The sequence below is a fragment of the Natrinema gari JCM 14663 genome, assembly GCF_000337175.1.
Lineage (GTDB): Archaea > Halobacteriota > Halobacteria > Halobacteriales > Natrialbaceae > Natrinema > Natrinema gari.
This window is the reverse complement of sequence record NZ_AOIJ01000031.1, coordinates 54,813-66,153: the sequence shown is the minus strand read 5'-3', so window position 1 is coordinate 66,153 and position 11,341 is coordinate 54,813. Positions and strand designations below refer to the sequence as shown.

11 protein-coding genes and 1 pseudogene are annotated in these 11,341 nt (G+C 54.5%); 9 read left to right on the top strand and 3 right to left on the bottom strand.

Going from position 1 to position 11,341, the window contains the following annotated elements; all coding sequences use genetic code 11:
- Positions 1 to 123 (top strand): annotated as a pseudogene (locus tag C486_RS22745) (site-specific integrase); the annotation flags it as partial.
- Positions 124 to 289: 166 nt separating this feature from the next.
- On the opposite strand, the gene C486_RS02260 reads toward C486_RS22745, so the two are convergent.
- Positions 290 to 826, bottom strand: a complete 537-nt coding sequence (locus C486_RS02260; protein ID WP_008452574.1) for a hypothetical protein — start codon at positions 824 to 826, stop codon at positions 290 to 292.
- A gap of 318 nt (positions 827 to 1,144) precedes the next feature.
- On the bottom strand, positions 1,145 to 1,372 hold the full coding sequence (locus C486_RS19885) for a DeoR family transcriptional regulator (protein ID WP_008452572.1): 228 nt from the start codon (positions 1,370 to 1,372) through the stop codon (positions 1,145 to 1,147).
- Positions 1,373 to 1,517: 145 nt separating this feature from the next.
- Between C486_RS19885 and C486_RS20770 the strand changes: the two genes are divergently transcribed.
- The 8 genes from C486_RS20770 (at position 1,518) to C486_RS02230 (ending at position 10,881) form a co-directional block, all read left to right on the top strand.
- Positions 1,518 to 1,772 carry a HalOD1 output domain-containing protein gene (locus C486_RS20770; RefSeq protein ID WP_160164286.1) on the top strand — a complete coding sequence of 85 codons (255 nt, stop codon included), beginning with the start codon at positions 1,518 to 1,520 and terminating at the stop codon, positions 1,770 to 1,772.
- Positions 1,773 to 2,268: 496 nt separating this feature from the next.
- Positions 2,269 to 2,748 (top strand): hypothetical protein, encoded by a 480-nt coding sequence (locus C486_RS20765; RefSeq protein WP_152419111.1) that lies wholly within the window; start codon positions 2,269 to 2,271, stop codon positions 2,746 to 2,748.
- 179 nt (positions 2,749 to 2,927) lie between these two features.
- Positions 2,928 to 5,978 carry a hypothetical protein gene (locus C486_RS02255; protein ID WP_152419110.1) on the top strand — a complete coding sequence of 1,017 codons (3,051 nt, stop codon included), beginning with the start codon at positions 2,928 to 2,930 and terminating at the stop codon, positions 5,976 to 5,978.
- A gap of 279 nt (positions 5,979 to 6,257) precedes the next feature.
- On the top strand, positions 6,258 to 7,184 hold the full coding sequence (locus C486_RS02250; RefSeq protein WP_049910051.1) for a transcription initiation factor IIB: 927 nt from the start codon (positions 6,258 to 6,260) through the stop codon (positions 7,182 to 7,184).
- 206 nt (positions 7,185 to 7,390) lie between these two features.
- Positions 7,391 to 7,795, top strand: a complete 405-nt coding sequence (locus C486_RS02245; protein WP_008452566.1) for a VOC family protein — start codon at positions 7,391 to 7,393, stop codon at positions 7,793 to 7,795.
- A 44-nt stretch (positions 7,796 to 7,839) separates the two neighbouring features.
- Positions 7,840 to 8,793, top strand: a complete 954-nt coding sequence (locus C486_RS02240) for a glutathione S-transferase family protein (RefSeq protein WP_008452564.1) — start codon at positions 7,840 to 7,842, stop codon at positions 8,791 to 8,793.
- A gap of 52 nt (positions 8,794 to 8,845) precedes the next feature.
- Positions 8,846 to 10,285 (top strand): pyridoxal phosphate-dependent decarboxylase family protein, encoded by a 1,440-nt coding sequence (locus C486_RS02235; protein WP_008452562.1) that lies wholly within the window; start codon positions 8,846 to 8,848, stop codon positions 10,283 to 10,285.
- Positions 10,286 to 10,488: 203 nt separating this feature from the next.
- A complete protein-coding gene (locus tag C486_RS02230) occupies positions 10,489 to 10,881 on the top strand; it encodes a winged helix-turn-helix transcriptional regulator (RefSeq protein ID WP_008452561.1) in 393 nt (130 codons plus the stop codon).
- Here the strand turns inward: C486_RS02230 and C486_RS02225 are convergent.
- The gene (locus C486_RS02225) at positions 10,859 to 11,230 is read right to left on the bottom strand and encodes a carboxymuconolactone decarboxylase family protein (protein ID WP_008452559.1); all 372 of its coding nucleotides are present in this window, start codon (positions 11,228 to 11,230) and stop codon (positions 10,859 to 10,861) included. The genes C486_RS02230 and C486_RS02225 overlap by 23 nt on opposite strands.
- Between the last annotated feature and the right edge of the window lie 111 nt (positions 11,231 to 11,341).

Genomic DNA, 11,341 nt, shown 5'->3' with positions numbered 1-11,341 from the left:
GCCCGGTATCTCGATAACTCCGAAGAGATGGTTCGAGAGCGGTACTCTCACATCGAGGCCGGCGAACTCGGTGATGTGGCGACAGAAGCGCTCAACGAAGTCGACTCTCTGAACCGTAAGTGAACGAAGAGACGAGACGAACTTGGATGGGTGACTGATTTCCCGTTTATGGAAGAATCAGACGCTGAACTCGGTCAGTACAACGACGGCACCACGCCACCGGACGCTGATCAGAAATCGACGCTCTCCACGGACCGGGCTGGAGGGGAGGTTGACGATCGAGGATCCGTCACTGACTCGGCGTCGCGTCCGGGCCATACTCTGAGTCCCAGTCGTCGAAAAGCGCCCGGAACTCCTCGCGTTTGCGTTCGATCTCCTCGTCATCGAACTCCTCTTCCGCTTTCGTCAGTTCCTCGTCGTAGGTGAGTTCGACGGTCGCGTACCCGGTCGCCTCGTCACTTTCTGCGACCCAGGACGGGAGACACTCGCTCTCGAGGCTGAGATCATACTCGTATCTCTCCGCGCCCATACACGCTGCAGTGTGGCGTCTGTCGGACTGTCGTTCGAACGTTGTTTCGAACTCCGTCACGGACCGAGCGGGCCCGATGTCGATACTGACGCCAGTCGGTTCGCGTGAGATCGAGAGGTTGACCCTCACGTAGGACCACCGGTGACGGGCGTCGAACGGGAGACACGGGTGCCCGCAAGTGTTCAAGAGGACATCTGGATACGGATCGTCGCCCGGGTCGTATATCAGACACTTCATCCACGTCTGGACGAACTCAAACCGGTCGACGATGAACGTCTTGGACTCGATGTTTCCCATATGAAACGATCAATCTGACCGTTTTTAGGGATTCTGTTCACGCGGAAAAGAAACAGCGTCGGACAGAGGAGTAAGCGGGGTCCTTAGCCCGCGGGCAGCGGTTCAGCTGCGGTGGGAGAGACCGACAGCGCGGTGCTGTGGGCCTCGTCGATCCAGTCGGCTGGAGTCCTCGACTCGTTCTCGTCGTACTTGACCGACAGGTCTCTGTCCTAGACCACGAACGTGACCGCCCCGCCGGACTCGTGCCCGCTCGTGATGTGGAAGCGTTTTCCTAGGCCTCAACGGTCAGGGCGACTGATTCGGCGTCCACATGCGGGATTAGTTGCGCGGAAGCCACCAGACGAAGCGCTTGCCGACATCTTTCTGGTTCAACCGACCTTGTTGATGGAGTTGTTTCAGACGTCGCCGGGCAGTCTGCAAGTGATAGTCAAAATGGTCGGCGACCTCTTTGGTAGTCACAACTTCCTCTTCTTTTACGTACTCGAGTAATTCATCGTCTGAAACCTGCTTCGTGAACGGACCACTTCTTCCATCGTCGTCTACCATATAGGCACAATCCTACATGGCTGCTACCCACTCTTATACAGATTTTCTGCCTTCAAAAATAGCGTCTTCAAAGTACGTGCTACAACACACATTCTAGAGCTACATTTTATGTTCATCGAATACGAATCTTATAGTGAGAGAATAGATGATGGTTACAACCCAATACGATCCACATTCAGAGCAGACAATAGTATTCAGAATCGTTGAAACTGTATCCAAACTTACAGAAAAAGAGGTGGAAGAACTCCCTCCCCTGTACGATTCAATCGATCCCGAAGCAGTTGAACGGTTATTCAGACAGAGTGAGACTCAGCAACTCAAGCTGATCTTCCAATATTGTGGCTACAAGATCAGGGTCAATGCAACCGGAACTATTGCGGTAGAAGTATCTAACCAGTGAGGACGGACGCTGTCAGAGAATTCAGAGGGCCGTCCAGAGTCTTGCTTCCAGCCTTCTATGATGCGTTGACTGGTAAGGAAACCTGAACACTCATCGAAAACACCTTGTTGAATAAACCAGTATTCATTGATGGGATATGGAAGATACGCCAGTCATTCAGTTAGTAACTCTTTGGTTTGTTGTCCTTATTTACATACAAATGGATTCTGGGAGTAGTGGCGAAGTTAATATGTTTTTAGGTACAGTTTCTATCCTTCTTGTGTATATCCTCCCACTCACTTTGATCATTTTTACTGTTCTACGACTTGTCGACAACTAATTTAGCTGTATTCATTGAATATGGCACTTCGTGAGTGGTCCTTCTTTAGAGAAGACAGCAGCGTCTCGAACCCAAGTAAATACTATTAACAAGCCCCATGGGATATTTTATATAGATTAGATAATAAATATTTTATTCTGATATTATTATAAAACAATAAGGAGAGGTCGCATTCCTATGGACACTACCATCCCACTAATAGACACGGTACCACACCTTTTGCAAATCGGACCAACCGCGGCCTCCATTGGATCGCAAGACGCACTGGGCGAACAGTTGCCTTCCGCTGAGACTGTCTTTCGTCGTCTTGGAATAGAGTTCAATGACTGGATCGAGCGTCCCACTGTAGGTGTGACCTTTGGGGTGCTGTTCGAATCATTGCGGACAGATATCTTGGTCACCATCCACTATGCCAATCTCTATACACCAAAACAATACTCGATCCGGTTTGTCACGGAATCAGACGCCGGAACAAAGACGAAAACACATGTGATCCAACGGCAGCAAGGAATCTACCCCGGCATCACCGGATTTCGAGCAGATGCTCCCAGAGGCACGGCAACCGATGGAACTGCAAATCTCTCACATACAGCCATACTCCGAGAAGAGGGCACGAAAGTGGAGACCGAAGAGGGAGTCCTCATCTCATACGAGTAGCTCTCTGGCAGGGAGAAGTGTGTGGTCTGCGCCTGATGATTTATGTACCTCGCATAAGGAGATGGTAGTTGAACTCTTGATGTTTGGTCTGTCATTTCCGCCCCTTTCCGATGTCGGTGCTGTTGTCGTTCTGCTGGGTGCAGCCGTACTTCTCCTCTATTTTGTGATTTGGCCACCTGTTGCGAGCAGTAATTGACCGTGCTCCCTGGCTGCGTTTCCCGTCGAATTCACTTCGTGTAAAGACGCTCTTGCGACGTCAAAAGCAGGAAGGGTGGCTGTGGTTACTCAAGGAACTTCTTCAGGAACGAAAGTCCTGGCTCACCCACTGGAGTTTCCTATGGGTCATCCCCGCGGGAATTCTCATTGCATTCTCTCTTGCACACATTCTCGCACCCCTGACTACTGGCAGCTTCGACAAGCTGCAGACTACTTGGCAGGCTCAGCTCACGATTACCAGCCTCAGCTTCATCGTCCTCATTTTCCTTCTGGACCAGATCTACCGTAGTCAGTACCAGGAAGGTGTCATGCAGGACTTCTTAGCAGCTGCGCGCGCCATGCCAGTCATCTATTTCTCCCTGTTCACCGGCGGCATCATGGCATACGCCTACTTCCAACTATCCCGCGAGACGACCACTGCCTTTGCGACTGACGTGATCTTCTTCCTCTTCGTCGGAACGATCACCAGCATCGGCTATGTCTACTACCGGGTTGCACGGCTCATCTTCTACGATCCAAAAGACGAGTTCATGCAACAGGAAATCGAGCGAGGTATCGACCGGAAAGTGGATACCGACGCCCGTCAACGGATTGCGAACAATATTCCCAGAGAGACACTTCCCGACTATGCCCAGTTACAGAGCGACTCTCATTCGGTAAGCCAGCGAACCGACCTCTACACCGCTGATGAGATTGACACCATCGGTCACGCCGCAGATGTGAACCTATCGACGCTGATACAGGCATTCAACGAGGTGGAAGCCTCACCTGACGAAGGTACTGATCCCGAAGATATCCAGCTCTTACTCAACGTGGAACTGGGACAGAAGTTAGTCGCTGGCGTACCGGTGCTATCAGTCAACACCCGTAACGGCGCAACTATCGATGTTCCTCGCCGCGTCGGTGAGGTTCTTGCGCAGGCAATAACCTGCAGTGACTCTCATCCCTTCGATACAGGAGAGGACCAGATCGACCGCAATCTGGATTACATCAATGATTCCTGCAAACAAGCGATCAACAACCTGAATTCCTCGGGGTTACGCCGCCACATGGAGTTTTACACCGACATTCTGCAGTACGTCACGCATTCACCGATCGCGTCCTCAAGCACCTCAACTGGAATCATCGACCGCATCCATCGAGAGTTCTACCACATCTTCGATGCCGCAGCCGATACAGGAAACGCAGAGCTGATAAACACAATAAGGGCACAGACGTTCCATATCTGTCTGCGGTACCATCTCCAAGGAGAGAAAACCCTGTTCGACAAATTCCTTGGCCTTTACACGAACTACTACAAGGTCTTGACGTCACAGTCAGGGAATAGTACAGATGACCTCGTACACGGATTCCTCGTCTCGATCGAAAACCTTCAGACCCGGTTGACAGCCGAACTTGGCAGGGCTGAGACAGAAGACGAAGTCAACGAAGTTGCAGCGAACATCCAAAGCTGGTATGAAGTGCTGGAAGACGTGTTCCGTCATTCCATCGATCTTGGTGATGCGAAGACCTTCAATAATGTCTGGTCGCTGGGCGAGGACGAGTTCATCTTAGCGGACCCACGACGATCCTCGCCAAATATCTATGAGCTCCAACGTCAGGTTGAGGAAGCGGATGCTGACGAAGAGCGCGACCAACTGCAAACCCGGTTAGATGCATACAACGAGAAGGAACGCGTCATTGGCCTCTTCCGGGAAGAATTCGAGCACTTGCAGTTCATCGCAGCTGCACGCGCCTTCCTCGCATTCAAAAAGGGAGAATTACCCGAGGACGCTTTCGCCAGTATGTTCGATGATTCGATCAGTAATAGTCTGGTTTCCATCAGCAAGCTCTCTGAGATCTACTTGCGACTCCGCCAAAACCCCCAGATCGTGAGCTTGCTCAAATGGGAATCCGAAGACTCGGATGTGTTCAAAGACGTCCAGACCAGCCTTCCAGCCACCCATACATGGCTCAAAGAGTTCTACTGCATGCTCTGCCTCCTACTCCTGAATCCCGACGATTACCCAGGTGATGACATCGCTCCCGATGACAACCCCTTGACCGAACTCGATGTAACCAAGCAGGCATACCCTGGTTTCCAAGAAACGTTAGACGAACTTGACGAAGACGTGTTCAACCGACTTCCGGTCGCAGACGAGCAACTGGACCAGTTTGAGAAACGCAAAGAATTGCTTCGTAGCTTGGACACACAGATGCAGGATATCTTAGAACAACGCGAGGAAGACCGGATTATCGAAGCAGCTCTTGATCCCGAAAAAGTCGAGAACTACAAAGATAGCTACGTTTCCCAGTTTGTCGACAGCTTCACCCTTCGCCAAGCGTTAATCGATCTCGACTGGTGGACCCAAGACGAACTCGATAATCCAGATGCGATTCCGCCATCGGGTTATCGACGGTGGTATCCGAAGCAACCCTTTATTGAAGACCAGCGCGTAGACTATGTACAGCATCTTGATACCAATATCGCGTCTCACGTCACCGCCGTTATCGAACGCATGCTGGACGAGTGCAACCCGTATCTTACGGCAGAGACCGTGTCGTCACATGATGCAGTGCCGGATCGGGTCGCAGAACTTTGTGCTGGAAAGAATCCGGTCGCACTGATTGCTGGACGGTATCGGCCACGACTTGCCATCCGTAATAGCGACGCGTTCGATCCGGACTATGTTGAATCCGGCCACTGTATCGGCGGATTCCAGTACACAGACGATCAACCCACTGTTCCTGTTTACAGCGAGCCCGAGATGGAACCTGACATACTTCTCTTGACCGAACCAACGACCCAACCCGAATTCACAGAAAGGAGTGAATCGGACGCGCCTGTCGACATTAAGATTACAGCTACAGATCGCGAACTCATGCGTGAGGTCAAGGGAGACGAAGAGTATGAGGCATTATCTGACGACGATATACGCGACCTGCTCCAACGCGTCCGGATGCAGATTGAATACCGGCTCACCGTGGACATCTCAGACGATATCGGAATCAGAATCAGTATCGAAGAGTCATGACACTACCTCTAGGGGAGAGATTGGCTTTTTATTGTATTTTCTCCTCTTTTCCAGCTAAGATGTATCCCATCATATATAGAATGTTACACCGTTCTACAGTTACAAAAGTCATTGATGTATGAGTGTTTTTAGCCATTAGCAGCAGATAATCTTCTCAGTATCCAATCAATGGGGTCTCGGCACTCTTAGGTTAGTTACGCGTCCAAGTTGGGTTTTTTAGCCCCATAGATGGGTGAGGTGCTCGCTGTACTGGCGGATTCCCTGAACATGGTGAGAACGATGGCAACCAGAGACATCTACGAGAACGGATTCGACGAAGACGTCCGAACGGAATCGAGTGCGAATCAGTGTCCCGAGTACGACGGCCGGATCACCACGAACGCTGTCGAAACAGTCTGCGAGGACTGTGGGCTGATCATCGGTGAACAGCGTATCGATCACGGGCCGGAGTGGCGGGCGTACGACGACGAGGAATGCGAACGAACGGGCGCCCCACTCACTGCCACCCGCCACGATCGCGGCCTGTCGACGGAAATCGGTCGCGGCACCGACGCGAAAGGGAACGAGATCTCCGGGCAGAAGCGACGGCGACTCACGCGGATGCGCCGTGAGCAGACCCGTGGTCGCTGGCGGTTGAAAGCAGAACGGAATCTCGCACACGGACTGGGCGAAGTGCGCCGGTTGGCGAGTGCCCTCGAGCTCTCCGATTCGGTCCGCGACCAGGCGTGTCAGCTCTTCCGGAGCGCTCAGAACGAGGATCTGCTTCGTGGCAGATCCATCGAGGCCATCGCCGCGGCCAGCGTGTACGGGGCCTGCCGGTGTAACGGCCTCTCGCGGTTGGTGGGCGAGGTCAGTGAGATGGCCCGCGTCGCGGAGCCACGGGTCACGAACGCGTACAAAACGCTGAACGAAGAGCTGGGCCTCCCCGCTGAGCCCGTCTCCCCCAGCATGTTCGTGCCACGACTCGCCTCGGACCTCGAGTGTCCGGACGAGATCCGACAGCGGGCCCGAACCCTCGCAGAGCAGGCCGAAGAGCGCGGCGTCACGACGGGCGTCCATCCGGCCGGGTTCGCAGCGGCCTGTCTCTACAAGGCCGGTCGCGAGGAGGGGCGGTGGCTGACACAATCCGAGGCCGCGGACGTTGCGAACGCCTCGAAGGCGACAATTCGGACGCACCGCGATACGCTGACCGGGATGTTGGGATGACCGCTGTGCGCTGTCCTCTCCAAGGTGAGTGAGCTCATTGATGAATGAACTGGAACGTACTGAGACGCCGAGAAGATTATTCGTGATTTTTCAGGTCGACAGCCGTTTCGCTTCTCGCCGATGGGGGTGGTTAGCCTCGTGTGACCTGATCAGACACAGATTGCCTGAACTATATTCGACAGACGGTTCTATATCAATCCAGGTCAATGAACGCACGACGCATCGACCACGTTCACCTCCGAATTCCGGAGGACGAGATCGAGCACGCAATCGAATTCTATCAGGGCCATCTCGGATTCCCACTCGAAGGATTCGAGGACTACGAGGAGGGCGACACGCCGATTTTCCACTTCCGGCTCGCACAAGACACAATCATCCACGTTAGACCGACCAACGAGTTCGTCCACCCCGAGCGAGAGAACTTCGACCACCTCGCAATCATCCTAAACGAGGACATCGAAGATGTCAAGCAAGAACTCGAGGACGCCGGCGTCATTATCGAGCGAGAAGGCACGCCTGACGGGGCAACCGGCGAAGCCCCAGCGATCTACGTTCGAGATCCGTTCGGCTACCTCATCGAACTCAAAGAACCCGTATCAGAGACAGCATAATCGACTCACGCCCACGACCACCAACAGAACACAGTTCAGCACACATGGGACGCCTCATCGACGGCCACTGGAAGACGTCTGACGAACTGACTGAAAACGACCAGGAGCGGAGTGACGACGGATTCCGAGAGCGGATCTCTCCTGACTCGCAATATCCCCCGGAATCGGGACGCTATCACCTGTACATCGCCCGGGCCTGTCCATGGGCCCACGGCGTTGTCTTAGTGCGGAAGCTCCTGGGCCTCGAGGACGTCATCTCGATGGACATCGTCGACCCGTACCGAGGCGAGGGGGGCTGGCAGTTCACTCCCGACAAATCCAGCTGTACGCCCGATTCCATCCATGGCTCGGACTACCTCCACGAAGTGTACACGGCAGCCGACCCAGAGTACACAGGTGACGTTACTACGCCAGTTCTCTGGGACCGCGAGACAGAGACTATCGTCAATAACGAGTCCATCGAGATCATGGAGACGCTCGCGACAGGCTTCGCAGACCAGAGCGACGAGTACGACCTGTATCCAACAGGGAAACGCGACCAAATCGACGCGGTCGTCGAGGAAATATACGAACCGATCCTTCAGGGGGCGTACACCGCCGGCTTCGCGGATTCACAGGACACCTACGAGCAAGCGGTCGAGACGATGTTCGACGCCCTCGACTACTGGGGGGAGATCCTTGCCGACCAGCGGTTTCTCGTCGGCGAGTCGCTCACCATCGCGGACCTTCGACTGTTCCCCGCGCTCGTCCGGTTCGACCCCGTCTACTACACACACTTCAAATGTAACGTGCGGCGTCTCGTCGACGATCCCAACATCTGGGGGTACACGCGCGACATTTATCAACACGATGGCGTCTCAAAGACGGTTAACCTCGATCACATCAAGAAACACTACTACCGGAGTCATACGGACATCAACCCGACTGGATTCGTCCCAGTCGGACCGAATATCGATTTTACGATGCCTCACGGTCGCAAACGAATAGGACGTGAGTAACATCGATCCAACGAGTCCCTAAGTTACCAGAGAGCGAGAAAGAAGCGGTCATATGAACCGTTCCAACTCGCCCGAAACGGGATTCATCGATCCGCGTGGGGATAACGCCGAAGCCATCCGGGATCTCACCGAGAACGTACTCGATCAGCTCCTCGAACAGCTCGGAGCGGCCGAAAAACGGTTGCCGTTACCTGCCGAGTCGACCATCCCTATGGGGGGGATCCCAGAATCACCACGGTCCCAGACCGACGTTCTCGACGCCCTCGAGACGATCGTTGCGGGATCGATGAACCCCGCTCATCCGGGATATATCGGTCATATGGATACGATGCCGACTACGGTGTCGGTACTGGGTGCCCTCGTCGCATCGGCGGTCAACAACAATATGTTGAGCGTGGAAATGTCGCCAGTATTCTCCGAACTCGAGGTTCAGTTGACCGAGACCATCGCCAGCGAATTCGGCCTCGGCCCCAACGCCGGCGGAGTCCTCGCCAGCGGGGGGTCACTCGCGAACCTACATGCCCTCTCGGTCGCTCGGAACGAGGGATTCGATGTTCACGAGGGTGGGATCGCCGGACTGAATGGTGAGCCGGTGTTGTTCGCGTCAAAGGTGGCACACACCTCCCTACAGAAAGCCGCGATGCTACTGGGGCTCGGGACCGACGCCGTCATCGCTGTCGAAACGGACGCGAACTCTCGAATGAAGCCGAGCGCGCTGAATCAGGCAGTCAAACAGGCCGAACAAAACGGTCGCGCGCCGTTCTGTGTCGTCGCGACCGCTGGCACAACCACGACTGGGAACATTGATCCGCTCCCGGCGATTCGTGATGTAGTCGATGCGCATGCCCTGTGGTTCCACGTCGACGCGGCCTACGGCGGGGCCCTCCTCTTCTCTGAAGCCGAACGGGACCGACTTGATGGAATCGAGGAGGCCGACTCAGCGACGTTCAACCCCCAGAAATGGTGTTATGTTGCGAAGACATGCGCGATAGCGTTGTTCGCCGATTTGAACATCTTGCAGCAGGATTTCAGGGTTGGGGCGCCGTATATGCGCGGCGACGATGCGATTCCGAACCGCGGTGAACTGAGCGTCCAAGGGACCCGGCGGGCGGAGGTTCTGAAATTTTGGCTTACCTTCCAGCATCTCGGTCGTGAGGGACTCGGACAGTTGATCGACGAAAGCTATCGCCTGACGACTGTGATTCGCGACCGCGTCACTGACCAGGATGCGCTGGAGTTGGCCAGCGAGCCAGAGATGAATATCGTCTGTTTCCGTGCCGCGCCCGATTGGTGTCCACCGGACGAGCGAGATGCACTCAACGGACGGCTCCAGCGCTACCTGCTCTCCAAACAGGCCGTCTTTGTCTCGCTACCGACCTATCGGGACACACGGTGGCTCCGAGTCGTCCTATTGAACCCATTCACAGACAAAACGACGCTTGATCGACTGTTCGACGGAATTGATTCGTTCCTAAAGGCTGAACGACCGTAGCCTACTGGAGATGCCCTCATGAGCGATACCAACTTACTTTCCGATTCAGTCATTCCCGTTTGCCCTCATCTAAATATAGAAGTCGCGCTACCAGCTACTATAAAGACGTAACTCACTTGCACAGCCGGTACGCTCATCAGTATCTGAGCGGCACAAGACGATCCAAGACAAACGCTTACATTGGGGGCTGCCGTATAGCTGGTATGGTTCCAGCGCCCGACGAGGAGATCGATGACAACCTCCGAGAGGTTCGCGAACGCACGCCAAACGCGTGTGCAGGCGTCCAGTCGCTTGATCAGTTCGGAACCAAGTGGCGGCTTCGGATTCTGTACAACCTGTTCGATGGCGACCATCGATTTAACGAGCTGAAACGAGCATCCGGAGCGAGCTCGTACACACTTTCGCGAGTCCTCGAATCACTCGAAGAGGACAGGATCGTCGATCGCCGTGTCGAGGAAGGCCCACCCGTCGCGACCCACTACAGCCTGACTGAGAAAGGTGCGGCACTCGAGCCAGTGTTCGCTGCAATCGACGAGTGGAATGCAGAGTGGGTCGATGAGACGGGCACAAAACCTACTGAAACGACTGACGGTTAGTCTCCTCCTCGAGGGCGTGGGCGGCGACCGCAAGTTTTCCGAGGCCGCCTTGATTGGCGATCATCTTCACCGTCTCGGCGAGTTCTTGTTCGGATACACCCTGTGAGCGGGCGACGGCAGCGAGATTATTCATACCTGCTGTATTTCCATCGGCGGCATCGAGGGCAAGCGTGATTAGCGTCTTCGTCTGTGCGGATAGCGCGTCATCTGTATCAGCGTTTCGTGCGATCGCAGCAACGTAGTCTGCGAAGTCTGGGTCGTGAGTCCGAAGCTTTGTCAGGAACTCCGGCTCAGCGTCGGAGTCTGCAAACAATCCAGCGAATGCCTCAGTTGAATCGTCTGTGGTCATGGTCTATTGAACGACAACGCGGCGTCTATCCGCGCCGCCGAGCCGTGAGGCGCTTCCAATGAATCAGCAGTTTCGAGCAGGGATTCAGGATGCACTGTATCCTCAGTGACC

Coding starts and splice junctions, on each gene's coding strand:
- C486_RS02260 (WP_008452574.1), bottom strand. CDS start 826: ATGGGAAACATCGAGTCCAAGACGTTCATCGTCGACCGGTTTGAGTTC.
- C486_RS19885 (WP_008452572.1), bottom strand. CDS start 1,372: ATGGTAGACGACGATGGAAGAAGTGGTCCGTTCACGAAGCAGGTTTCA.
- C486_RS20770 (WP_160164286.1), top strand. CDS start 1,518: ATGATGGTTACAACCCAATACGATCCACATTCAGAGCAGACAATAGTA.
- C486_RS20765 (WP_152419111.1), top strand. CDS start 2,269: ATGGACACTACCATCCCACTAATAGACACGGTACCACACCTTTTGCAA.
- C486_RS02250 (WP_049910051.1), top strand. CDS start 6,258: ATGGCAACCAGAGACATCTACGAGAACGGATTCGACGAAGACGTCCGA.
- C486_RS02245 (WP_008452566.1), top strand. CDS start 7,391: ATGAACGCACGACGCATCGACCACGTTCACCTCCGAATTCCGGAGGAC.
- C486_RS02240 (WP_008452564.1), top strand. CDS start 7,840: ATGGGACGCCTCATCGACGGCCACTGGAAGACGTCTGACGAACTGACT.
- C486_RS02235 (WP_008452562.1), top strand. CDS start 8,846: ATGAACCGTTCCAACTCGCCCGAAACGGGATTCATCGATCCGCGTGGG.
- C486_RS02230 (WP_008452561.1), top strand. CDS start 10,489: ATGGTTCCAGCGCCCGACGAGGAGATCGATGACAACCTCCGAGAGGTT.
- C486_RS02225 (WP_008452559.1), bottom strand. CDS start 11,230: ATGACCACAGACGATTCAACTGAGGCATTCGCTGGATTGTTTGCAGAC.